21 protein-coding genes are annotated in these 24,426 nt (G+C 64.0%); 13 read left to right on the top strand and 8 right to left on the bottom strand.

Annotated features, from left to right (window positions below; all coding sequences use genetic code 11):
* Positions 1–4 precede the first annotated feature (4 nt).
* Both M1P90_RS09765 and pfkB read left to right on the top strand, forming a co-directional pair.
* Positions 5–1,744: a zinc-binding dehydrogenase gene (locus tag M1P90_RS09765; RefSeq protein ID WP_483702426.1), complete on the top strand. Its 1,740-nt coding sequence runs from the start codon at positions 5–7 to the stop codon at positions 1,742–1,744.
* Positions 1,741–2,664 (top strand): 1-phosphofructokinase, encoded by a 924-nt coding sequence (gene pfkB, locus M1P90_RS09760; RefSeq protein ID WP_483702425.1) that lies wholly within the window; start codon positions 1,741–1,743, stop codon positions 2,662–2,664. Before M1P90_RS09765 ends, pfkB begins: the two co-directional genes overlap by 4 nt.
* An 84-nt stretch (positions 2,665–2,748) precedes the next feature.
* On the opposite strand, the gene M1P90_RS09755 is transcribed toward pfkB, so the two are convergent.
* Together M1P90_RS09755 and M1P90_RS09750 are read right to left on the bottom strand one after the other, a co-directional pair.
* Positions 2,749–3,471, bottom strand: a complete 723-nt coding sequence (locus tag M1P90_RS09755; protein WP_483702424.1) for a DsbA family oxidoreductase — start codon at positions 3,469–3,471, stop codon at positions 2,749–2,751.
* 212 nt (positions 3,472–3,683) lie between these two features.
* Positions 3,684–4,808, bottom strand: coding sequence for a lactonase family protein (locus tag M1P90_RS09750; protein WP_483702423.1), 1,125 nt, complete (start codon positions 4,806–4,808; stop codon positions 3,684–3,686).
* Between the two features lie 221 nt (positions 4,809–5,029).
* On the opposite strand from M1P90_RS09750, the gene M1P90_RS09745 reads away from it, so the two are divergent.
* The 5 genes from M1P90_RS09745 (at position 5,030) to M1P90_RS09725 (ending at position 10,665) form a co-directional block, all read left to right on the top strand.
* Positions 5,030–5,638 carry an XTP/dITP diphosphatase gene (locus M1P90_RS09745; RefSeq protein WP_483702422.1) on the top strand — a complete coding sequence of 203 codons (609 nt, stop codon included), beginning with the start codon at positions 5,030–5,032 and terminating at the stop codon, positions 5,636–5,638.
* Positions 5,639–5,662: 24 nt separating this feature from the next.
* Entirely contained in the window at positions 5,663–7,471 is a 1,809-nt protein-coding gene (gene pepF / locus M1P90_RS09740; protein WP_483702421.1) for an oligoendopeptidase F, read from the top strand.
* 196 nt (positions 7,472–7,667) lie between these two features.
* Positions 7,668–8,678, top strand: a complete 1,011-nt coding sequence (locus M1P90_RS09735; protein ID WP_483702420.1) for an NAD-dependent epimerase/dehydratase family protein — start codon at positions 7,668–7,670, stop codon at positions 8,676–8,678.
* Positions 8,675–9,379 (top strand): helix-turn-helix domain-containing protein, encoded by a 705-nt coding sequence (locus M1P90_RS09730; RefSeq protein ID WP_483702419.1) that lies wholly within the window; start codon positions 8,675–8,677, stop codon positions 9,377–9,379. Before M1P90_RS09735 ends, M1P90_RS09730 begins: the two co-directional genes overlap by 4 nt.
* 50 nt (positions 9,380–9,429) lie before the next feature.
* Positions 9,430–10,665, top strand: a complete 1,236-nt coding sequence (locus M1P90_RS09725; protein WP_483702418.1) for a vWA domain-containing protein — start codon at positions 9,430–9,432, stop codon at positions 10,663–10,665.
* Positions 10,666–10,801: 136 nt separating this feature from the next.
* Here M1P90_RS09725 and M1P90_RS09720 read toward each other — a convergent pair whose 3' ends face one another.
* From M1P90_RS09720 to M1P90_RS09705, 4 genes are all read right to left on the bottom strand, one after another.
* Positions 10,802–11,134, bottom strand: coding sequence for an ATP-dependent Clp protease adaptor ClpS (locus tag M1P90_RS09720; protein WP_483702417.1), 333 nt, complete (start codon positions 11,132–11,134; stop codon positions 10,802–10,804).
* 53 nt (positions 11,135–11,187) lie between these two features.
* Positions 11,188–13,635: a transglutaminase domain-containing protein gene (locus M1P90_RS09715; protein ID WP_483702416.1), complete on the bottom strand. Its 2,448-nt coding sequence runs from the start codon at positions 13,633–13,635 to the stop codon at positions 11,188–11,190.
* A 37-nt stretch (positions 13,636–13,672) separates the two neighbouring features.
* Entirely contained in the window at positions 13,673–14,455 is a 783-nt protein-coding gene (locus M1P90_RS09710) for a TatD family hydrolase (RefSeq protein WP_483702415.1), read from the bottom strand.
* A 243-nt stretch (positions 14,456–14,698) separates the two neighbouring features.
* Positions 14,699–15,604, bottom strand: coding sequence for an IS982 family transposase (locus M1P90_RS09705; RefSeq protein WP_483699052.1), 906 nt, complete (start codon positions 15,602–15,604; stop codon positions 14,699–14,701).
* Positions 15,605–15,707: 103 nt separating this feature from the next.
* On the opposite strand from M1P90_RS09705, the gene M1P90_RS09700 reads away from it, so the two are divergent.
* From M1P90_RS09700 to M1P90_RS09675, 6 genes are all read left to right on the top strand, one after another.
* A complete protein-coding gene (locus tag M1P90_RS09700; RefSeq protein ID WP_483702414.1) occupies positions 15,708–17,273 on the top strand; it encodes a response regulator in 1,566 nt (521 codons plus the stop codon).
* Positions 17,274–17,367: 94 nt separating this feature from the next.
* Positions 17,368–18,522: an acyl-CoA dehydrogenase gene (locus M1P90_RS09695; RefSeq protein ID WP_483702413.1), complete on the top strand. Its 1,155-nt coding sequence runs from the start codon at positions 17,368–17,370 to the stop codon at positions 18,520–18,522.
* Positions 18,523–18,604: 82 nt separating this feature from the next.
* Entirely contained in the window at positions 18,605–19,255 is a 651-nt protein-coding gene (locus M1P90_RS09690) for a hypothetical protein (RefSeq protein ID WP_483702412.1), read from the top strand.
* A gap of 93 nt (positions 19,256–19,348) precedes the next feature.
* Positions 19,349–21,040: an acyl-CoA mutase large subunit family protein gene (locus M1P90_RS09685; protein WP_483702411.1), complete on the top strand. Its 1,692-nt coding sequence runs from the start codon at positions 19,349–19,351 to the stop codon at positions 21,038–21,040.
* A gap of 132 nt (positions 21,041–21,172) precedes the next feature.
* Positions 21,173–21,991, top strand: coding sequence for an NAD(+) diphosphatase (nudC, locus tag M1P90_RS09680; RefSeq protein WP_483702410.1), 819 nt, complete (start codon positions 21,173–21,175; stop codon positions 21,989–21,991).
* Between the two features lie 232 nt (positions 21,992–22,223).
* Positions 22,224–22,796 (top strand): DUF4126 domain-containing protein, encoded by a 573-nt coding sequence (locus M1P90_RS09675; RefSeq protein ID WP_483702409.1) that lies wholly within the window; start codon positions 22,224–22,226, stop codon positions 22,794–22,796.
* A gap of 139 nt (positions 22,797–22,935) precedes the next feature.
* On the opposite strand, the gene M1P90_RS09670 is transcribed toward M1P90_RS09675, so the two are convergent.
* Positions 22,936–23,526 carry a hypothetical protein gene (locus M1P90_RS09670; protein ID WP_483702408.1) on the bottom strand — a complete coding sequence of 197 codons (591 nt, stop codon included), beginning with the start codon at positions 23,524–23,526 and terminating at the stop codon, positions 22,936–22,938.
* Positions 23,527–23,603: 77 nt separating this feature from the next.
* Positions 23,604–24,263: a winged helix-turn-helix domain-containing protein gene (locus M1P90_RS09665; protein WP_483702407.1), complete on the bottom strand. Its 660-nt coding sequence runs from the start codon at positions 24,261–24,263 to the stop codon at positions 23,604–23,606.
* Positions 24,264–24,426 lie beyond the last annotated feature (163 nt).

The raw sequence follows: 24,426 nt of genomic DNA, 5'->3' as shown, positions 1-24,426 counted from the left end.
CGATATGACCAAGGATTTTGATCTGTACCAGTCGCCCGAGGCGCCGGTGGCCAACACCGCGCTGACCTGGAATATGTATGGGCCGGGCGTGGAAAGCGTTGGGCGCGAAGGCAAGCCCGAAACCGTGCCAGTGCCCGAGCCGGGCAGCGATCAGCTGCTGGTGCGCGTCGATGCCGTAGGCATGTGCTTTTCCGACGTGAAGCTCATTCAGCAGGGTGGAAAACACCCCAAACTGTATAATCGCGACCTGTCGATTGAGCCGACGCGCCTGGGCCACGAGGCCGCGCTGACGGTGCTGAAGGTGGGCGAGAACCTGCGCGGCAAGTATGCGCCGGGCCAGCGCCTAGCCATGCAGCCCGACATTTATCAGCAGGGCAAGAGCACGGCCTATGGCTACACCATCCCCGGCGGCCTGATCCAGTTTCACCTGATTGGCCCCGAGGTGCTGAACGCCGACGACGGCGCGTATGTGCTGGAAGTGCAGGAAGGGCTAGGCTACGCCGAAACCGCGCTCACCGAGCCGTGGGCCTGCGTGGAAGGCGCATACACCCAGCGCCGCCGCCTCGCGCCACTGTCGGGCGGAACGATGTGGATCGTTGGGCGCCCGGGCGACGAGACGAATTATTCCTTCTCGCAGTACCTCGACGCGCCGGCGCGCATTATCCTGACCGATGTGCCAGCCAGCCTGCGCGCGCAGATCGAGGCCGCTTCGGCGGCCGCAATCGAAACGCGCGATGGCCTTGCGCCCGCCGACTATGCCGCGCTCAAAGCCGACCTGACCGGCGGCAAGGGCTTTGACGACATCGTGGTGCTTGCCCCACGCTCGGCCGAGCTGGTGAGCGAAGCTGCCAAGCTGATCGCGCGGCGCGGCACCTTCAACCTTGTGGGCACGGAGCCACTGGACGGCAACCCGCAGATCGACGTTGGGCGGCTGCACTACGACTACACCGCCTACGTCGGCACGAACGGCAGCGACATTGCGGCCAGCTATGGCGAAGCGCGCAATCGCGCCGAGCTGCGCGCGGGTGGCGTGGCCGTGTTCGTGGGCGCGGGCGGCCCCATGGGCCAGATGCATGTGCAGCGCGCGCTGGAGCTTTCGAGCGGACCGCGCACCGTCATCGCCACCGACGTGAACGACGAGCGACTGGCGACGCTGGCGCAAATGTTCACCTCGCTGGCCGAACAGCGCGGCAAGCATCTGGTGATTGTCAACACCGCGAAGCCGGGCGACTCGCTGCGCGAAGTGGTGATGCGCGAAACCGACAATCAGGGCGCTGACGACGTGGTGGTGAGCGTGCCGGTGGGCGCGCTTATGGCCGAATCGGGCACGGTGATGGGGCCGGATGGCATGCTGGTGCTGTTCGCGGGCGTGCCCAACGGCACCTACGCGCCGCTCAAGGTCAGCGATGTGTATCTGCACAACGCGCAGTTCACCGGCACCTCGGGTTCGCGCCTGAGCGACCAGCAGCTGGTGATCAACAAAACCGTGGCGGGCGAGCTTTCGCCGAACCGCTCGGTGGCAGCGGTGGGCGGGATCGAGGCGGCGCAGGAGGGCTTGCGCGCGCTGATGGAAGGGCGCTACCCCGGCAAGGTGGTGATCTTCCCGCAGATTAGCGGGCTGCCGCTGACGGGCCTGCCCGAGCTGAAGGAGCAGTTCCCCGACGTGGCGGCCAAGCTTGGCCCGAACGATATGTGGACGCCCGAGGCCGAGCAGGTGCTGATCGAACGGTTCTGGAAGCCATGATCTACACTGTCACACTGAACCCGGCGCTGGATCGCGAGCTGGCGGTGGCGGCGGTTGCGTTTGATGAGGTGCTGCGCGCCACCGAGTCGCGGGTCGATTGTGGCGGCAAGGGCTTCAATGTGTCGCGCATGCTCGCGTCGCTCGGCGCCGAAAGCGTGGCGCTGGGCTTCGCGGGCGGGCGCACCGGCGAGGCGCTGCGCGACGGTCTCCGTGCGCTGGGCATTGCTACGGATTTTGTTGAAATAGCAGGCGAAACGCGCACCAACGTCAGCATCGTCACGCACGACCATGCGCACTACATCAAGGTGAACGAGCCCGGCCCCACGATTGCGCCGGGCGAACAGGACGCGCTGGCGGCTCAGGTGCGCGAGCGCGCCCAGGCTGGCGACTGGTGGGTGCTGGCTGGCAGCCTGCCGCCAGGAGTGCCCGAGACCTACTACGCCGACCTGATCGCGACGATCAAGGCGGCGGGCGCGCATGTGCTGCTCGACACCAGCGGCGTTGCGCTGGTGCACGGCTGCGCGGCGCGGCCCACGCTGGTCAAGCCGAACACGACCGAGGCCAGCGAGCTGACCGGCCGGCCCGTCACACATCCATCCGAGGCGCTGGCGGCCGCGCAGGCGCTGGCGGGCATTCCCTATGTTGCGATCTCGATGGGCGCCGATGGCGCGCTGCTGGCGGAAAATGGCCGTGGCTGGCTGGCAACCCCGCCGCAGATTCAGGAGCGCAACCCAATCGGCGCGGGCGACTCGTTTGTGGGCGGGATGGTCTGGGGCTTGAGCCAGGGCGATGCGCTGAGCGCACTGCGCTGGGGCGTAGCCTGTGGCGCGGCCACCGCCAGCCACGATGGCACCGCCGTCGGCACACGCGAAGAAGTCGAGCAGCTGGCGGAAAAAGTCCAGATCCGCGAGATTGAGTAGCGCGAAATAGTCCACAGATTACGCAGATGACACAGAGTGAAGATCTTACTCAATCTGTGTCATCTGCGTAATCTGTGGATACTTTTATCTTTCGCTGGCCGGATCAATCGCGCAGCTGCCGTCGGCGCAATCGGCCGCGTCCGTGCCGGCCACGCCAACCATGGTCAGCGGGTGCGCCTCGGCCCAGGCTTGCTCCAGCGTCTGCGCAAACAGCTCGGCTGGCTGCGCGCCCGAAATGCCATAGCGCTCGTCGATTGCGAAAAACGGCACGCCGCTGATACCAAACATGCGCGCGCGATTCTCGTCGGCGCGCACCTCGGCGGCATAGGCATCGCCCGCCAGCGCGGCGCGCACGTCCTCGGCCGGCAAGCCCAGCTCCACGCCCAGCGCCACCAGCGCCTCGCGCTCGCCAATTGCCGCGCCCTCGGTGAAGTAGGCGCGCATCAGCCGCTCTTTCGCTTCGCCTTGCTTGCCGTGCGCCGCCGCGAGGTGGATCAGGCGGTGCGCGTCGAAGGTGTTGCCCGGGCGCGCAATATCGAGATGATAATCGAGCCCTTCGCCGGCAGCAAGCTGGCTGACGTGCGCGTTCATTGCGGCGGCGCGGGCAGTGGTCGTACCCATCTTCTTCGCCAGCATATCGTTCAGCGAGCCGGGCGTGCTGCGCGGCGCGCCGGGGTCGAGCTCGAAGCTGCGCCACACGATTTCGACCTCGTCGCGGTGGGCGAAACGCGCCAGCGCCTGCTCAAAGCGCCGTTTGCCGATATAGCACCACGGGCAGACCACATCCGACCAGATTTCGACTTTCATGGGAATTGTTCCTTCACCAGCGCCCGCAGGCGCAAAAACCATAGCCGTGAATGGTACGCAGAAACGTGCGCTTTGTCAATGGTTTGTGCGCCACAAAGCCGAGGCATTGCGCCCCGGCTTTGCAGGATTCAGGAGTCAGGATTCAGGAGTCAGTGTGCTTGTGCGTCCTGATGCTCTTCCAACCCCCATTCCCCAACTCCCATCCCCCGGCTCTAGTACGCAATCAGGCCCGCCGCGCCAGCCGGCAGCCCGCCCACGCCGGGCAGGGGCTGCAAGCTGCCGTTGTTCTGCACCGCAAAGCCGCTGATGCTGTTGCCGCGCCCATTGCGCACATACAGGAAGTGGCTGTTGGTGCTCAGCGCCATGTCGGTTGGGCCAGCGCCCGCCACGCCGGTGCGGCCATCGGGCGTAATCAGCGTCAGCCTGCCATCCTTGCGAATGCGAAAGCCCGAGATCGAGTCGCTGCCAGCGGCGGCGTTGGCGGTGTAGGCGTAGCGCCCGTTGCCAGTGATCACCACCCAGCACGCCGCGCCCTGATTGGTGGCTGCCGAGGCGCTCACAACACGGAGCGCGCCATTCTCTGCAACCGCATAGGATGAGGCCGCGCTGAGGCCGTTCGCGCCGCCGCCCGCTTCGGAAACAACCACGTGCCCGCGCTTGTCGAAGGCGAAGCCGAATGGCACTGCGCCCGCCGAGTGGTTGACGATCGGCCCGCTCGCCAGACCCTGCTCATTCACGATGTAGGTGTCGATCGTCTGCGTGTTGCGCTCAGTCACCGCCAGAATGTCGCCGTCGGGGCTGAACTGCACCTGCGCCGGTGCGGTGGCGTTGCCGCTCAGCGGGCGCGCCGAGCCGGCGATTTGCCGCAACTTCCCATCACCCGCGCCGCGAAAGCCCACGATATTGCCCGCGCCGCCCGCATTCAGCACGTACAGCAGGTCATCGTGGACTGTGACACTGGTGGGGCGGGTGCCGCCCGACGCGACCCGAGCCTTGAGCTCAAGACCGTTGGGCCGCACGCGGAAGGTCGAAATGTCGTTGCTGCCGGCATTGACCACAAACAGCCACTGGTGGTTTGCGCTCAGCGCCAGCGCGCCCTGCGAGCCAAGGCCCGCGCCGGTGCCCGTGCCGCCGGTCGGGATGCTGCCAGCAGCGGTGAGCGTGCCATCGGCGGCGCGATTCCAGATCAGAACCGCATTACCGTTAGGTGAGTTCGAAAGCGCAAATACTGCGCCCGTATCGCCAGATGCGGCAGCAAGACCGCTGCTGAACAACATGAGCAGCGCGAACAGGCCAAAGATCGACTGGAACGCACGCCGAAGCAAGAGGCGTCGCATGATGCACTCCTTCACAGGTATTGTGGGCAGTATTGCCCTGATATGGGTGGAAACAAGTGAAGCTGTATCTAAACGCCCGATCGCTGCGTTTATGTGCGCTTCTGAATGAAAGTCTCGCCCGCGCCGATTTCGTTACACACCTCGCGAAAGATATTTGACAGCACTTCACAAACCTTGTACCCTTGGCATCTGCAACACCCGAATTGCTGCTGGAGTGCGCCATGCCAACCCTGCTGATCGCCACAACCAACCAGAACAAGCTGCGCGAATATTCCGCCATTTTCGCCGGCCTGCCGCTTGAACTGCGCACGCTGCGCGACCTCGGCATTGACGACGATGTGGAAGAAACCGGCGAAACATTTGCCGACAACGCGCGTCTGAAAGCTGAATACTACACGGCGCGCAGCGGCTTGCCCGCCCTGGCCGACGACTCGGGTCTGGAGGTGCACGCGCTGGATGGCGAGCCGGGCGTGCGTTCGGCGCGCTATGCCGGCCCCGGCAAAACCGACGCCGACCGCAACGCGCTGCTGCTCGAGAAGCTGGCGAATGTGCCGTTTCATGCCCGGCTGGCGCGCTTTGTGTGCGTGATCGCGCTGGCGCTGCCCGACGGCACGGTCGAAGATGTCGAGGGCACGCTGCCCGGCGTGATCGAGATGGCTCCACGCGGCGACCACGGCTTCGGCTACGACCCGCTGTTCTACCTGCTCGACGAAAACGCGACCCTGGCCGAGCTGCCGCCCGAGCGCAAAAACCAGATCAGCCACCGCGCCAATGCCGCCCGCGCCGCCCGCGAGGTGTTGGATCGCTGGGTGAAAGAAGGCAAACTCTAATTCTGCTTGAAAGGAGCCCCCGGAATGAGCCAGACGGTGCTGCCGCGCAACCAGATCGCGGCTGAATATACCTGGGATACTGCCAGTGTTTTTGCCGACGACGCGGCGTGGGAAGCCGAAATTGCGCGTATCAATGCGGCGCTGCCCGATCTTGCGCGTTTTGGGGGGCAGCTCACCAGCAGCCCGGCCGTGCTGCTCGACTGGTTCCAAACCAGCGAAGGCCTGATGAACGCCGCCCAGCGCGTCTACTTCTACGCGAGCATGTTCCACAACACCAATACCGCCGACCAGGACGCCGCCGCCAAGGACGACCGCGCATCGGGGCTGGTGGCGCGCGTGTACACTGCGATTTCATTCGCCGAGCCCGAGCTGCTGGCCGCTGGCATTGATCGTTTGCGCGCCCTGGTGCGCGATGAGCCCAGCCTGGCCGGCTACGCGCACTACGTCGATCAGCTTGCGCAGCGCGCGCCACACGTGCGCTCGGCCGAGGTCGAGGAGCTGCTGGGGCTGGTGCAGGAACCGTTCGGCAGCGCGGAGTCGATCCAGTCGATTTTGTGCGACGCCGATTTGCGTTTTGCGCCGGCGCATGTCGGCAGCGACATGGTGGACGTGGCGCAGGGCAATATCAACGCGCTGCTGGCCAGCCCCGACCGGGAAGCGCGCCGCACCGCCTGGGAAAGCTACGCCGACGCCCACCTGGCGCTGAAAAACACCATGGCAAGCTGCTTGGCCACGGGCGTCAAGCAGCACGTGTTCACCGCGCGCGCGCGCCGCTACGACTCGGCGCTGGAAGCCGCGCTGTCGAGCAACTACATCCCGCTCGAAGTGTTCCATAACCTGATCGACACCTTCCGCCGCCATCTGCCGACCTGGCACCGCTACTGGCAGGTGCGGCGGCGCGCGCTGGGCTACGACACGCTGCACGCCTACGACATCAAAGCGCCGCTGACGGGCAAAATGCCTAAGGTAAGCTTTACGCAGGCGGTCGACTGGATCGGCGCGGGCATGCTGCCGCTGGGCGAAGAATATGTCAGCACCCTGCGCGACGGCGCGACCGAGCAGCGCTGGGTGGATGTGTACCCAAACCAGGGCAAGCGCATGGGCGCCTACTCGCACGGCGTCCCGGGCACACACCCGTTCATCCTCATGAGCTTCAACGACGACATTTTCAGCATGAGCACGCTGGCGCACGAGCTGGGTCACTCCATGCACTCGTTCTACTCGTGGCAGAACCAGCCGCTGACCTATGCCGACTACTCGATCTTCGTGGCCGAAGTCGCCTCGAACTTCAACCAGGCGCTGGTGCGCGCGCACCTGCTGGAAACAAACATGGACCGCGATTTCCAGATCGCCGTGATTGAAGAAGCCATGGCGAACTTCCACCGCTACTTCTTTATTATGCCCACGCTGGCGCGCTTCGAGCTGGAGCTGCACGAGCGTGCCGAGCGCGGCGATGCGCTCACCGCCGACAGCATGATCACGCTGATGGCCGACCTGTTTGCCGAGGGCTATGGCGCCGAAGTCGAGTTCGACCGCGACCGCGTCGGTATCACCTGGGCGCAGTTCTCGACGCACCTGTACTCGAACTTCTATGTTTATCAGTACGCCACCGGCATCTCGGCGGCGCACGCGCTGGCCGGCGACATTCTGGCCGGCAAGCCCGGCACGGTCGATAGCTACCTGGCCTTTCTGAAGACCGGCGGCGCGCTCTATCCGCTTGACGCGCTCAAGCTCGCTGGCGTCGACATGGCCACGCCCGCCGCCGTCGAAACGACCTTCGCCACGCTGGCGAGCTATGTCGACCGGCTGGAGCAGCTGCTGGAACAGAAATAGCTTTTCGCAAAGCCTCGCAGCGCGGATGGTTATGCCATCCGCGCTCTTTTTATTTCCGCTGTTGACAGTATGACGTAATACTGTTACTATAGTCTTGGCACGATGAACAACACGATCTCAATCGCTTGATCATCTGCGTAATCCGTCTAGTCTGTGGAAGATTCTCTACGAAGGAATTTGGTAGCGGGAGGCGCGCATGAACCTGCTTGTTCTTGGCGGAACCGTCTTTCTCGGCCGGCACATCGTCGAAGCCGCGCTGGCGCGTGGGCACGCTGTTACGCTGTTCAATCGCGGGCAGCACAACGCCGACCTTTTTCCTGCTGTTGAAAAATTGCGTGGCGACCGCGACGGCGGGCTGGAAGCCTTGCGCGGGCGGCGCTGGGACGCGGTGATCGACCCGTCGGGCTATCTGCCGCGGCTGGTGCGCGCCTCGGCAGAATTTTTGGCCGATGCGGTGGATCGCTACTGCTTCATTTCCACCATCTCGGTCTACAAAGCGCTGTTCACAGCGGGAATGGACGAAGCCGCGCCCGTTGGCACACTGGCTGACCCGAGCACCGAAGCGATCACTGGCGAGAGCTATGGCCCGCTCAAGGTGCTGTGCGAGCAGGCAGTCGAGGCGGCGCTGCCGGGCCGCGCGCTGGTCATTCGCCCCGGCCTGATCGTTGGCCCGAACGACCCGACCGACCGCTTCACCTACTGGCCGGTGCGCGTGGCGCGCGGTGGCGAGGTGCTTGCGCCCGCTTCGCCCGCCAGCCCGGTGCAGGTGATCGATGTGCGCGATCTGGCCGAATGGACGCTGCGGATGGTCGAAGCGCGCCAGACCGGCACATTCAACGCCACCGGCCCGGCCGCGCCACTTACGCTTGGCGACCTGCTCGAAACGTGCCGCACCCTCAGCGCGAGCGATGCGCGCTTTACCTGGGTGAGCGAAGAATTTATTGCCCGAAATGACGTGAGCGAGTGGATGGATCTGCCGCTGTGGATCGCGTCTGCCGACCAGAATATGGCTGGCTTTCAGGCGATCAGCATCGCGCGGGCGCTTGGTGCCGGGCTGCAATTTCGCCCGCTGGAAACAACCGTGCGCGACACGCTGGCGTGGCACGCCACCCGCCCGGCCAGCCACGAATGGCGCGCCGGCCTTGCGCCCGCACGCGAAGCCGAGCTGCTGGCGCGCTGGCACGCCGAAGCGGGCGGCACAGCATGAGCGACGCGCCGAGCTACAGCATTGGCGAACTGGCCGAGGCGGCGGGCGTAACGCCGCGCACGATTCGCTACTACACCGCCGAGGGCTTGCTGCCCAAACCCGACACGCGCGGCCAGTATGCGCAGTATGGTGGCGAGCACCTGCTGCGCCTGCGCCTGATCGCGCGCCTGAAAGAAAGCTACCTGCCGCTCAGCGAAATTCGCACCTACCTCGCGCCGCTCAGCGCGGACGAAATGCGCGCGCTACTGAACGAGCCGCCCGCGTCGGCTGGTCCGTTGCCCAGCTCCGCCGCCGACTATATCGCGCAGCTGCTGGAGTCCGCACCAGCGGCGCAGCTTGCCGAGCCGCCCGCCCGCTATGAGCACCGCCCTGCTATGCAGCCCATGGCGATGCTGCCCGGCCGCGAGCTGCCACCACCGGCACCTGCACCAGCCGCGCCGCCAGCGTATGGCTTTGCCGCACCCGCGCCTGCTGCTGCGCCGCCCGCTGCCGAGCCGGCCCGCCCCGAAGGGCGGCTGCGCCGCCTGCTGGCGCGTCGTGCGCCGCGCCCAGCCGCCGAAACAGCGCCGGCCGAAGAGCAGTGGCGGCGCATTGTGATTGCGCCCGGTGTGGAAATACACATCCGCGAGGACTCGGCGCTGCGCGCCCGCGCCGAGCAGCTCATTGCCCTGGCACGCGAGCTATTTGCTGGCGACGCATAACGCCGGCTGGCTCTGTTTGGCGCGTTGTACATAACTACAAGGAGATTGTCATGAGCCTGCCAGAAATACTCACCCTCACTGCCAGCAGCGACCGCCGGCTGGTTGCGGTTGAAGTGTCGTCACAGCGCACCGTCGAGTGGGTGGTAGCAGCGCCGCATGTGCAGCCAGTTGCGCGCCGCGCGCCGCTTAATATTGCGCTGGTGCTGGATCGCAGCGGCTCGATGCAGGGCGAGAAACTGCGCTATGTACAGCAAGCCGCCCGCCATGTGCTGAGCATGCTCGACGAGCGCGACCGCGTATCGGTGGTTGCCTACGACGATACTGTTGACATAATTTCCCGAAGCGCACAGCTGACGCCCGCCCGGCGCGACGAGCTTCTGCGCCGGATCGATGCGCTCAAGCCCGGCGGATGGACCGATCTGTCGGGCGGGTGGCTGGCTGGCTGCCGCGAAGTGGCCGACCACCTGAGCGGCGAGGGCATTGGCCGCGCCCTGCTGCTCACCGATGGCATGGCCAATCGCGGCATCACCGACATCGAGGAGCTGACGCACCACGCCCGCGAGTTGCGCCAGCGCGGCGTAGCAACCTCGACGTTTGGCGTGGGGCTGGATTTTTCTGAGCAATTGCTGGAAGCCATGGCCGAGCAGGGTGGCGGGCATTTCTACTATATCGAGCGCCCCGACCAGATTCGCGGCATGTTCGAGCGCGAGCTGGGCGACCTGCTGACGGTGGTGGCGCGCGAGGCCTTTCTGGCGCTCGACATCCCGAGTGGCCTTTCGGTTGAGCTGCTGGGCGACCTGCCGCATGAGCGCGTGGGCGAGCGGCTGCGCATCTTCCTGGGCGACATCTACGGCGGCGAGCGGCGCACCCTGTTTACGCGTGTCATCACCCCGCCCGATATGCTCGGCACCAGCGTCGTGCTGCGCGGCGAGCTGGGCTATGCCGACCTGTCAGGCCGCACAACAACCGTTGCTGCAACAGTCGCCTTTTCCTATGCACGCGAGGCCGAGGTTGTGTTAGTGCCAGTCGCTGCCGATGTGCTGGAGCGCGCCGGGGAAGTTGAGCTGGCAGCAGCTACTGCCCAGGCATTGAGGCTGGAACGCGCCGGTCAGCGCCAGCAGGCCCAGGCACTGCTGCAGCAATCGCTGGCTGCCGCGCCGCCCATGCCAGCGCCAGCAATGGCGCACTACCAGGCCCTGGCCGAGCAGCTTGGCGATGGTCTGGACGAGGCGCAGCGCAAAGCAACCCACTTCGCCGCCTATCGCGCGCGCCAATCGCGCGATTAGTGCCGGCAAACCAAAAGCGCCTGCCGAAGTAAATCTCGGCAGGCGCTTTTGGTTTTGTGAGTACAGTTGGTTGTATTAGCTTTTGCTCTTCGTGTCTTCGTGCCTTCGTGCCTTTGTGGTTGATGGCTTTGTGCGCCTATGCGTCAGGCTCCAGGTAGAAGCGCAGCGGGTAGCCAGCCGCGCGCGCCGCGCCGTGCGCGTGGTACACGCGGTCGTGCGCTTCCTCGTAGGGCAGCGTAACGACATGCGCCTCGCCGCGATAGTGTGCTTCCAGCATCACAGCCTCGGCCTTGTCAATCGTGAGATCAAACACCGACAGCAGGATCAGGATCACAAAATCCATCGGCGTCACATCGTCGTTCTCGATGATCACCCGGTAGGGCCGCGCAAGCTCTTCATCACTTGCAACCACAAGCTCGATGTCGGTGGTTGTTTGTGGCGGTGCGACATCAATTGATGGTAATGTCATAGTTGGGTCTTCGTCGGATTTTGGCAACGTTCGCCTTATTCTTGCACAGATACCTAACGTTTCTTGCGGTCGCGCGCCCTGGCGATATTTTTGGGCCGCGCCGACGCGCCGATTTGGCTGAATAAGCGCGCCAGCAAAGGCTTGCGAATGCTCAGCCAATCCTGCTCAAGCGATGCGTCGCTGCCGCGCTGTGCGGGGCTGTAGCGCTCGCTCACATACGCATCTACAATGCGCCCAATTGCGTCGCGCTCGGCGGGCATGGCGCGGCCAAGCTCGCGTCCATACTCGTAGGGCGTGCGCTGCTCGGTATAGGGCAGGCCCGCCCAGCCGGCCATGCGCGCCAGGCGCGTGTAGGCCGCGTTTGCTGGCGAAAGCCCCTGCACCTCGCGCCGCAGCATCAGCAGGAAAATGCCAGCGGCGGCCAGCAGCACGGCCAGCACCCCGCCACCAATTGCCAGCTGGCGCGTGCGCTCGGCGGCCTGGCGCGCTTCCTGCTCGCGCCGCAGGTCTTCCAGGCTCAGGTTCGAGCCGCTTGAGCGCAGTTCCTGCTCTTCCAGCAGGCGTCGCAGCCGATCTTCGGCTTCGCTCTGCGAGATCGGCGGCCCAGTCAGGCCGCCACCTGGGTCGGCCACGTCATTCTGGGGCAGGGCCGGGCGCGTGGGTACGCTTGCGTAGGAAGCGGGCGTTGGCTCGAAACGCTGCCAGCCATAGCCAGGGAAGTACACTTCTGGCCAGCTGTGCCCCACGCTTTCGCGCACTATGTAGGCGTTCAGCTTCGGGTCGAGCGAGCCGCCGGCATAGCCCTGCGCCAGCCGCGCCGGCACATTCAGCGAGCGCAGCAGCACGACCATGCTGGTGGCGAAATCGTCGCAGTAGCCGCGCTGGCTGGTGAACAGGAAATAGTCGACCCAGTCGCCATTTTCGGGCGGGCGCGGGCGCGTTTCGTCATAGGTCAATGAACGCAAGTAGTCCTGAATGGCCTTGGCCTGGTCGTAAGGGTTGACCGCGCCGACCTGCTGCGTCACCTCGATCGCCTTGGCGCGCGTGCGGTCGGTGACGGACGGCGGCAGCTGCAAGTAGTGCGATTTGATCCAGTCGGGGTAGTTATCGCCGGCCAGGCGCAGGCTCTGTTCGTCAACCGTTGAAACATAGGCCGAAACCGTAAACGGCGTGCTGGCCTGGATGGGCGTATCGGCAAAAATGGCCGAGGTTTCATCGAAATTTGGTACGGCGTTGCCATTATTCGTCACCAGCACGCCATTCTGAATCGCCACAGGAATGTTTGCTGACGCGAACTGCCCACCAAAGATCAGCAGGTCGCTGCCGTTATCGTTGGCCAGCTCGATTGTCTGGGTCACCAGCTGGCGGCCAGCAATATCGGCCTGCGGAACAGTCACATTCGGCGTGATCGGGCTGCGCGCCTGAATATCGGTGGTGAAGCCAAGCTCGGCGCGGGCGCGCTCGCCCACGGTGTTATCCCAGCCCTGGCCGGTATATTTATCTTTGGCCACGGCGCGCCAGTAATCGTACTTCGACGAGCGCACGCGCATGACCTCGGCGTCGCCCAGCGCGCGCGGGCCACCCGCACGCACCGCGCCAGTGGCGAAGCTGCCGCCGCCGCTGCCGGGTGGCGCGTTGATCGTGCTGAAGGCGTTTTCCCAGCCCGCGCGCGCCGCATTCAGCGGGGCGCTCACGGTTCGCCACACACGCGCAACCTGCGCGCTGCTCACGGTGCCGGGCAAAATGCTGGTGATCAGCACCACCGCGCTGCAAAACAGCGTTGCCGCCAGCAGAAAGCGCCACGGCATAAACTCGGGGTATTCCACCGCGTTCAGCTGCCAGCGCTGCTGATGTAGCACGACGTTCTGGTGCACGACCACGAGCAGCGCGCTGCCAAGGAAAATAAAGAAGAGCTGGTTGGGCTTGGGCGAGGCAAAGGTGTAGTTGATCAGAATAATCAGCGCGCTCAGCACCACCGCCGTCCACGCACGCCCCGAGCGGAACAGAAGCCAGCCGGTGGCATAGCCAAGCGCCCACATCAGCAGCGCGAGCGCCACCACAAACAGCACAATATCTTCGCCGCGCCCGCCGGCTTGCAGCACGCGCAGCCAGATCGCGGTGCGGATCAAAATCTCGCTGGCCCAGTCGCCCCAGGTGAGCAGACGCGCGCCAACTGCCGGGCCAAGTTCGAGGCCAACCTCGCGCACCAGTAGCGCGCCGCTGTTCTGCACCGCCCAGGCCAGCCCGAGCGCGGCGCTCAGCAGGTGCGCCAGCCAGCCCGGCAGCCAGCGGAACTGCGCAAACACAATCCCCAGCACCAGCGCGGGCAGCGCCACCAGAGTCAAAATGCCAAGCCCTTCGGCCCAGTTCGAGGTGGCAATGCTGCGCGTGACCGACCAGACCATCAGCGCGGCGAGCAGGCCGCCCGGCAGGGTCACCGGCAGGTTCCAGCGCATATACCAGGGCAGCGCAGGCTTGGCAGCGCGAGTGGTTGCAACCATGGGTCAACCTTTATCAACATGCCCGCGTGGCGCAGGCTCAGGATTCCAGCTGAAAGATCGTACAGGCATTCTGCCATACCGCCGCGCTCAGCATTTCGAGCGGCAGCTCGCGCAGTTCGGCCAGGCGCTCGGCCACAATGCGGGCGTGGGCTGGCTCGTTGCGCCGGCCGCGCCGTGGGTGTGGCGCGAGGTAGGGGCTGTCGGTTTCGGTCAGAATGCGGTCGAGCGGCGCGCGGCGCGCAACGTCGTGCAGCTCCACCGCTTTGCCGAACGTCACTGGGCCGCTGAACGACAGGTAAAAGCCCACGTCGAGGCAGGCCGCCGCGTAATCCCAATCGCCCGAAAACGAGTGCATGATGCCCGGCTGGCCACGCGCCACGTCGTTCAGGATGTGCACCGTGTCGGCCTGCGCGTCGCGGCTGTGAATAACGACCGTCAAGCCCAGCTCGCGCGCCAGCCCGAGTTGCTGGCGAAAAAGCTGTTCTTGCAGCTCGTGCGGGGCGCGGTCGTGGTAGTAATCGAGCCCGATCTCGCCAATTGCCACCACCCTGGGGTGCGCGGCCAGCTGCCGAATTTCATCCAGCCAGCTTGCGTCGGCTTCGAGCGCGTAGTGCGGCTGAATGCCCACCACCGCATAGATGCGCGGGCTGGTTTCGGCCAGGCGCACCGCAGCGCGCGACGACTCGCGGTCGTAGCCCACTTCGACCATGCGCACAACGCCGGCGGTTAGCGCCCGCTCCAATGTCGCGGAGCGATCGGAATCGAACTCTGCGGCATTCAGATGCATATGGGTATCGATAAAGTGGAGCGCGTGTGTCATGGCGGGCATTGTACCACGGAACCGCCGCCGAGCCCGGGCAAAAAGTGAGAAAAGAATGAACGAAGCTTGGATGCTGTGATACAATAAGGAGACTTGTCACCTGTTCGCGTCGTGCCGCCATCCTTGCCGCCAGAGATTCGCGCGGGTAGCACACAAAGCCAATGAAAAACGCCATTCGTGTTCTCGTCGTCGAAGATAACTTTCACATCGCGAAGCTTATTAGGGCGATGTGCTAGTTAAAACTCAGGTCGGAAAAGCAAGTTGCTTGATACGCAACCAGTCTGGGTTGCCGAGCAAGCGATTGATATAGATGCACAGCGTGTGAGCGGTCAGCTTGGTGTACAGCCGTGCGCACAAGCCCCAGAAACTATGCGCGTGGTTGCTCTCAATCTGAAACTGCTCAGTCAATTGCCCATTCACTGTTTCGATGATTTGGCGCACCTGGTTGAGCAATCGGCGCACCTCAGACGACACCTGCTGTTTCTGGTTGGCTCGCGGCAAGGTCAGCAATCGTATGCCACAGCGTTCGAGCAACTCTTTGGCCAGTTCGGCTTTGATAAAGCCTTTGTCGCCAATCACGGTCAGGTCACGTTTGTCTTCAAGCAGGTCACGAGCGGCATCACGCTCATCACAATTGGCGCTCATCAACTCGAAGTCGAGTATCGTGCCGCCGACGGTGACCAGCAGATTGAGCCGATAGCCGTAGATCGTTCGTTTCTTGGTCGGGCAGCGGCCATAAGTTGCACCATAGGCGTCCCAATCACCCGAAGACGATGGTACCAAATGGAACTGAACGACTTCGATCGGGAGACTATCAATCACGCAGTGCGTATCCTGGGCGACATCCATCACGGCAAGCGTGATCAGACGAATATGGTTGATTGCGGCCATCAAGTTGCGTCGACGTCGATTGAAGCGCGAGCGTTCGGGTTGAACGGGAAACAGATGGGTGTAGTTGCGCCATTCGCCAATGAGATTGGTTTCCTTGTCCCACTCGCGGCATTCGCCCACAATCGCCATGGTGATCAGTTCGGCATCCGAGCAGCCTGGCTCGGGACCGGGTCGCGGATAGAGATGCCGAATCTGGAGCCAGATGTCGTCAATTAGTACGTACATGCACGTCACAAAGTCATCGAAATCGGTTATCATCACAATCCTCCAGGTGTGAAAGAGCTGACCGTCAGAGAGTCTCTCTGTAGCACCTGGAGGCTCGAATGTCAAACCATTTTAACTAGCACATCGCCCTATTAGTGTGCTCCTGCGCGATGCCAGCTATGATGTCATCACCGTGAGCACCGCGAAATCGGCGTTTGCACAGCTTGAAAAAGCGCCGGTTGATCTGGTTGTGCTCGATTGGATGCTGCCCGACCTGCCTGGCGATCAGGTCTGCCGCAAGATCAAAACTCTTTCGGGCGATGTGTTTCTGCCGGTTCTGATGCTCACCGCCCGCTCTACCCTGGCCGAGCGCATTGCTGGCCTCGAGGCCGGCGCGGACGATTACCTCACCAAGCCTTTCCACAACGAAGAGCTATTGGCCCGCGCGCGCGCGCTGCTGCGCATTCGCAAGGCCGAGCAGACCCGCGCCGAAACGCTTGTGGCGCTTGAGCGGCAGCACGACGAGCTGAAAACTGCCTACGAGAAGCTGCGCTCGACGCAGGCACAGCTCATTCAGGCCTCGAAAATGGCATCGTTAGGCGAGCTGGTAGCGGGTGTTGCGCACGAGTTAAATAACCCGCTGGCGATTATTCTGGGCAATGCCGAGCTTTTGCCCGAATTCAGCAATGAAGACGACCGCCGGGCGGTGCAGCAGATTATTGCCGCCACCCAACGTGGCCGCCGCGTGGTGCAGAGCCTGGTAACATTTGCGCGCCACGACAAGATCGAGTTCGACTGGCACAGCCCGAGCGATTTGATCGAACGCGTGCTCGATCTGCGGCGCAGCACCTTTCGCACCAGCGACATTGGCCTGCATGTCACCTACGAAAGCAATGTCCCGCGCGTGTGGGTCGATGGCCCGCAGATTCAGCAGGTGGTGCTGAACCTGCTGATCAATGCCGAACAAGCCCTGCGCGACCGCCCGAGCGGGCAAATTCTGATCGACCTGTATACCGCAACCAAGCCGCCCGCCGAGCCCGATGTGCTGCCCAACTTGCAGCGCGCGCCAAAAGAAGGCCTGGGCGAGAGCCTGGTGATCATTGATGTGGCCGATAATGGCCCCGGCCTGGCATCACAGGTGCTCAACCGCCTGTTCGAGCCTTTTGTGACAACGCGCCCGCCCGGGCAGGGCACAGGCATGGGCCTGGCAATCGCCAACGCAATTGTCACCCAGCACGAAGGTATGATTTTAGTTGGCAGCCGCCCAAACATGGGCACAACCTTCCGCATTGTGCTGCCTGCACCCAACCCAATGCACAATGGCACCGCCGACGATATGCTGCTCGACCTGCCGCGCCGCGTGCTGGTGATCGACGACGAGCCAGCAATTGCCGACCTTGTCAATCGTCTGCTTTCGCGCGCGGGCTACCAGGTGAATAGCGTGCTGAGCGCGGCGGCGGGCCTGAGCCTGCTTCACACTCAGCCCTTCGATCTGGTGCTGTGCGATATTCGCATGCCCGACATGGATGGCCGCACCTTCTACCACCATTTGCGCAACGACATGCCGTCCATGGCCTCGCGTGTGGTGATTATGACTGGTGATATCAGCAGCATGAATACCGACACCTTTATTAAAGAATCGAAGCTTCCGGTGCTGCGCAAGCCGTTTACGCACACCGAACTGCTCGAAGTGGTGAGCGAAATCCAATCGCCTTCGGTATGAAGATCTGGCATCGCAGCGCGGCGCGTGGCGATTGTGAAAAATATGGTATACTGTCGCCGACGGACGCTGACAATGATGTCGGCGCGGAGGACGCATGAACTTTGATCTCACCGACGAGCAGCAGCTGATTCGCCAGGCGGTGCGCGAATTCGCAACGAAGGAAATCGCCCCAAACGCGCGGCATGTGGATGAGACCGGCGAGTTTCCCGCCGAAACCTTCCGCAAAATGGGCCAGCTCGGGCTGATGGGCATTCCGTTTCCCGAGGCCTACGGTGGCGCTGGCGCCGATAGCGTGAGCGCGGCGATTGCAGTTGAAGAAGTTGCGCGGGCCTGTGGCTCGACGGCGCTGGCATATGCGGCGCATATGGGTCTGGGCAGCGCGCCAATTTTCCTGTTTGGCAGCGAAGAGCAAAAGCAGCGCTTCCTGAAGCCCGCCGCCGAAGGGAAATATATTGCGGCATTCGGCCTGACCGAACCGCACGCCGGATCGGACGCGGGCGCGACGCGCACAACTGCCCGGCTCGACGGCGATACCTGGGTGCTGAACGGCGCGAAGATGTGGATCACCAATGCCCCGCTGGCCGGGCATATCATCTTCACCGCCATGACCGACCCGGACAAGGGCAAGAACGGCATCAGCGCGATTGTTGTGCCGGGTGGCACGCCGGGCCTCACGTTCGGCAAGCACGAGCCGAAGATGGGCTTGCGCGGCTCGGTAAGCACCGCGATAATGCTGGAAGACGTGCGGGTGCCGCGCGAAAACCTGCTTGGCGAGCGCGGGCGCGGCTTCAACCAGTTCTTGCAGGTGCTCGACGGCGGGCGCATCAGCATTGGCGCGATGGCGATTGGCCTGGCCCAAGCGGCCTACGAAGCCGCCGCCGCCTACGCCAAGGAGCGCACCGCATTTGGCAAGCCAATCGGCGCGTTCGAGTCCATTTCGAATATGGTTGCCGATATGGCCACGGGCATTGCGGCGGCGCGGCTGATGATTTACCAGGCCGCGTGGCTGAAAGACCAGGGCCGGCCGTTCAGCCAGCAGGCCGCAATGGCCAAGCTGTACGCCTCGGAGGTGGCCGAGAAAACCTGCCGCGACGCCATCCAGGTATTTGGCGGCTATGGCTACAGCCAGGAATATCCGGTCGAGCGGCTGTACCGCGACCAGCGGCTGCTGACGATTGGCGAAGGCACATCCGAGATTTTGCGCGTGGTGATTGGGCGGCATGTGTTAGGTGGCTTTGTTGGTAATTAGCGCGTGTTCCGCCTTGTAACGTGGCACCGGTACGCTCCAGGCAGTCTACTTCTGTATTCGCTATTCTGACGAGGGATTGTCCATGCCAGACGCTGACGAGAAAAAGGCGCGACTCGAGGCCATTCGCGCCGCGAACCGCGCAAAGGCCGCCGCAGATGGCGCGCCTGAGCCTGTAGCCGAGCCGGCCCCGGCTCCCGCGCCGGCCGCCGCCCCCGCAGCGGCTGGAACAAATATGTCCGACGACAAGGCGGCCCGCCTGGCGGCCATCCGCGCGGCGAACGCGGCTAAGGGCGGCGATGCTGCCCCGGCGGCTGCACCTGCTGCGGCTCCGGCCGCCGCTGGCGCCAACATGTCCGACGACAAGGCGGCACGGCTGGCGGCCATCCGCGCGGCGAACGCGGCCAAGGGCGGCGATGCTGCCCCGGCAGCAACCGCACCTGCGGCTGCTGCGGCCCCGGCTGCGGCGGCTGCGCCCAAGCCGGCTGCCCCGGCTGCGGTTGCTGCCCCGCGCCCGGCGGCACGCCCGGCTGCCCCGGCCCGCAAGCCCATTCCGCGCCTTTTCAAGGTTATTGGTGGCGCGGTATTCTTTATGATCGTCACCGGCCTGCTGGCCACCACCACCCACAACTACATCCCGGCGCTGGTGTTCGGCGCGATCTTTGGCGGGGTGTTTGGCCTGATGTTCGGCAGCTGGCCGCCCGGCCCCGGCGACGAGGTCACTGGCGGCGAATAAACCCTGACGACCGGCAACACAAGGCGAAAGGCAATGGCGCGCGCAACCGTGCTTTGTCTTTCGCCTTTCTGCTTCTGAGAGAGGAGAACGACGATGTTCGAGTCAAGCGATCAGATCGGTGAGGCCTACGCGCTGTGGGAGCAGCAGACGCTGGCCCCGGCGCTGCGCAAAGCCCCCGAGCGCGACGCGGCGTTTATCACCACATCCAGCGAACCAATCAACCGCCTGTACACGCCGCTCGATCTGGGCGAGGGTGAGGAAGCGCGCCGCGAGCACTACCTCGGCTCGGTGGCGCTGCCCGGCGAGTTCCCCTTCACGCGCGGCATTCACCCAACCGGCTACCGCGGCAAGCTGTGGACCATGCGCATGTTTGCGGGCTTCGGCAGCGCGGAAGAAACCAATGCCCGCTTCAAATACCTGCTCGCGCAAGGCCAAACCGGCCTGTCCATCGCCTTCGACATGCCAACGCTCTATGGGCGCGACACTGACCACCCGCTGGTCGAGGGCGAGTTCGGCAAGTGCGGCGTGGCGGTTTCGTCGCTGGCCGACATGGAAATCCTGCTCGACGGCCTGCCGCTCGACGTCGTCAGCACCTCGATGACGATCAACTCGCCCGCCGCGATCATCTGGGCAATGTATCTGGTGGTGGCCGAGCAGCGTGGCATTCCCTGGGGCGCCCTGCGCGGCACGACCCAGAACGACATTCTCAAGGAATACATCGCGCAGAACGAGTATATCTTCCCGCCCGAGCCGAGCATGCGCCTGGTCGTCGATACCTTTGAGTTTGGCGCGCAGCACGTGCCGCAGTGGAACCCGATTTCGGTCAGCGGCTACCACATCCGCGAGGCGGGCAGCACCGCCGCGCAGGAGCTGGCCTTCACCCTGGCTGATGGCATCGCCTATATCGAAGCGTCGGTGGCGCGCGGGCTCGATGTCGACGCGATTGCGCCGCGCATCTCCTTCTTCTTCAACGCGCATAATGACTTTTTTGAGGAAATTGCCAAGTACCGCGCCGCCCGGCGCGTGTGGGCGCGCACCATGCGCGAGCGCTTTGGCGCGAAGAACCCGCGCGCGTGGTGGCTGCGCTTCCACTCGCAAACCGCTGGCGCATCGCTCACCGCCCAGCAGCCCGAGATCAACGTCGTTCGCACGGCCATTCAGGCGCTGGCCGCCGTGCTGGGCGGCACGCAAAGCCTGCACACCAACTCGCTCGACGAGGCGCTGGCGCTGCCAAGCGAGAAAGCCGTGACCATCGCGCTGCGCACGCAGCAGATTATTGCGGAAGAAAGTGGCGTGACCAACACCGTCGATCCGCTCGGCGGCGCGTACTTTGTCGAGGCGCTGACCGACCAGATGGAGCGCGAGTGCCTTGAGTATTTCCGCCAGATCGAGAGCCAGGGCGGTGTGATTGCGGCCATTCGCAACGGCTACTTCCAGCGCGAAATTGCCGACGCCGCCTACCGCTACCAGCAGGAGATCGACGGCCATGTGCGCGGGATCGTTGGCGTGAACAAGTACGTGGTCGACGCGCCGCTGGAAGTGCCAATCCTTGAGATGGACCGCGAAGGCGAAGCGCGCCACCTTGCGCGCCTGAACCGTGTCCGCGCCACCCGCGACAACGATCTGGTGCGGCAGCGGCTCGAAGCGCTGCGCGAGGCCGCCGCTGGCGACGTCAACATGATGCCGGCGTTGCTCGATTGCGTGCGCGCCTATGCCACTGTTGGCGAGATGTGCGATGTGCTGCGCGAGCAGTTTGGCGTGTATCAGGAGACAGTGGTAGTATAAGGCTGCCTGGCTCCCACAACCGAACCACCCTGAAAATGAGTGCGTAGTGCGGCCCGGAGGTTTGCGCTACGCACTTGCTGTCGGCGCCGGGCACGCTGCCTGGTCTGCACTCAACTGAATGGCAAGGATCGCATGACAACACCGAGTTTCCAGCGCCTCTACCCGCCCACCCAGCCCGCCGATGGCACCGCCCAGTGGCTTGTGTTTCACGGCGCAGATGTGCTCGCCCGCGCCGATGCGCCGCCCGCGCTGCTCCCCGGCACCGCCCAGCAGCCCGATGAAGTTCAGGTCGAAACGTCGTTTTTGCTGGGCGCGCACACAGGGACGACCGTGCTGGTCGGGAGTGTGCCGGCCGAGCACCCGCTGCCCGAAGGCTGGCGCGCGTTGAACCTGCGGGCGGCGCTGGGCCTGGCCGACGCCGAAGTTGCCAGCATGCTCGGTTACGCCGCGCAATTGCTCTACTGGCAGCGCACCAGCCGCTTCTGCGCAAGCTGCGCCACGCCCATGGTCGCGAACGACGGCTGGGGCAAGAAATGCCCGAACTGCGGCTACGCGATCTACCCACCCGCCAGCCCGGCCACGATTGTGCTGATTCACGACGGCGAGCGCATTCTGCTCACTACCAAAGATGGCTGGGGCCGGCGCTACGGCCTGGTGGCGGGCTTTGTCGAGCCGGGCGAGAGCTTCGAGGAATGCGTGACCCGCGAGGTGCACGAAGAAGTTGGCGTCGACCTGACCGACATTCGCTATATCGCCAGCCAGCCCTGGCCCTTCCCGCATCAGGTGATGGTGGGCTATATGGCACGCTACGCCGGCGGCGAGATCGTCGTCGACACGAACGAGTTGGTGGGCGCGGGCTGGTTCACCCGCGACACTCTGCCCGAGCTGCCGCCGCCCTTCAGCATCGCCCGCCAGCTGATCGAGCGCTGGCTGAAAGACGGCGCGCCCTAAAAAAGCCGACAGTAACCACCAAGACACCAAGACACCAAGAAGAGCGAAATAAAATCTTGGTGTCTTGGTGTCTTGGTGGTAAAGTTTTAGCCTACCGTTCCAGTTTTCGAGCGCCGGCTGCCAACTGCCTACTGCCTACTATAACTGCGGCACGGCGCGTGCAACATATCGGGCGGAACCAGCGTCTTTCCTGTGCGAATTGTGATATCACACCGCCAGATGGAGCCTGCCAATGAACGCGATCACGAGTCTTCTTTCGGCCTTTGGCCTCTCAACGGCGGCGGGCCTGAACGCCTACCTGCCGCTGCTCACCGTGGGCCTGCTGGCGCGCTATACCAACCTCATTCAGCTCGACGGAACCTACCGCCTGCTGACCCACCCGGTCGTGCTGCTAATCATCGCAGTGCTGGCGCTGATCGACTTCATTGGCGATAAAATCCCGGCGGTTGATCATGTCCTGCACACGGCTGGCCTGCTGATCGCGCCTGTGGCCGGCGCAATCCTGTTCCTTTCGGCAAACAGCGCGAACGGCACAGTTAGCCCGCTGCTGGCGGCGATCTGTGGCATTCTGGTTGCTGGGGCCACACACAGCGCGCGCGCCACCGCCCGCCCGCTCGCCACAGTCACCACGGCGGGCGTCGCAAACCCGGTGATTAGCTTCATGGAAGACGCCAGCGCGCTGGTGCTGTCGGTGCTGGCGGTGATCCTGCCGGTGGTGGCCTTCCTGCTGGTGCTGCTGTTCGCGGTGCTGATGTTCTGGCTGTACCGGCGGCTGGCAGCCCGGCGCGCGGCGCGCAGAACATAAACCGAGCCACAGAAAAACCAAAGACCACCAGGAAAGCTCGATACTCCTGGTGGTCTTTATCGTATTCGGACGCCAAATTCTTGCGAATCCTAACGCCTTTAAATTCTTCGTGTGTTCGTGTCTTCGTGGTAAAAGGCGCTTACACCGCTCCATCCACACTGTTCTCTTCCAGCGCCTCGGCCGGAACGGCTGGCGGCACTGGTGGCGCGGCCGGTGCGGGTGCACCAACTTCGTACAGCGCGACAATCCTGGCCAGCGCCAGCGCCGCGAAATCGCGCGCAATCGGGGCAATGCCGCCCAGCAGCGGGAAGATCTGCACATTGCTCAGCGGCACAAAATCGTCGGTGATGCGCTCAAGCGCCTCGGGCAGCGCAAGGTCGGGGCGCTTGTGCATGGTGCCGCGCACCACAAACGCCTCGGTGAACAGCATCGCTGTGACGGGCACCACGCCGCGCAGCTGCTCGTCGCGCGGGTAGCCCTCGGGCGCGGCGGCTTCGGCCACGGTGGCAATCAGCAGCGCGTCGCCGCGATCGACCAGCAGGCTCGGCACGCGCTGCACCTGCTGCGCCCGCGCAAACGGCGCAATTGTGGCGTCGCGCAGCGGCAGAAAGCGGCGCTGCTCGCCATTCACGGCGTCGCTGACGCGGCGGTAGATCGTCAGATCGTACGAGCCGGCGATCAACAGGCTGGCGGTATAGATTTCGATACGATGGGTGAAAATGTCGGTCATAAAAGCCCAGCTATGAAGCGAAGAAAACGTCTTGGCGATTGTGAGGCCGGGCGCGCATGCCCCGCCGATGCCCGCACTTATTCGCCCGGCGCGGTGAGTTTGTAGCCAAACCCACGCACCGTGACCAAGTAGCGCGGGTTGCCCGGGTCGTCCTCGATGCGCTGGCGCAGGCGGTACACCAGCGCGTCGATCGCATTGTAATCGTACACTTCGTAGTCCCACACATTCTGGGCGATCTCGTCTTTGCTGATCACCTGGCCCTTGTGCGAGTACAGCAGCTCGAGCAGCTGAAATTCCTTGACAGTCAGCGGCGGCGCGAGCAGCTTGCCAAGAATGTACACTTCCTTGGCGCGGCTGTCGATCCGCAGCCCTTCTTCAGCGGCGCGCACGCGCTTGAGGATTTCGAGCGGCAGCGGGCCTTTCTGCGTGGCCTCGGGGTCGTTGAAAATAATTTCGGTGTCGGCGACCCACACGCGATCCTGGTTGCGCAGCGGGCGCGTGCCTTCGATCCGGTCGCCGTTCACATAGGTGCCATTGGTGCTTTCGAGATCGCGCACAATGTAGCCGCTCTCGTCGCGTTCGAGGCGGGCATGGCGGCGCGACGCCAGCGGGTGATCGATAATAATATCGTTTGCGCTGTCGCGGCCAAGGCTAAGAACTGGTTTATCCCACTCAATTTCGGTTGGGCTGGCGTCCTGACGTCGAATTACCAGGAGCGGTGCAGGGTTTGGCTGCATGGAGCACTCCTCAGGATGGGCATCTGCGCAGCTTTGAATCCGGCGCGCAATATGGTACAATCGCTGTAACTTGTCAAGGATTATACCATCAGGCTGGCGAAAATACCAGACGTTTCTTCTAGTCGGCAGCCAGCAGCCCGCCGATCGCCACACCGGTCGGTTC

Source organism: Kouleothrix sp. 19917 (assembly GCF_057073505.1).
Note: the sequence above shows the minus strand (reverse complement) of the source record. Positions and strands in the feature narration are given on the sequence as shown.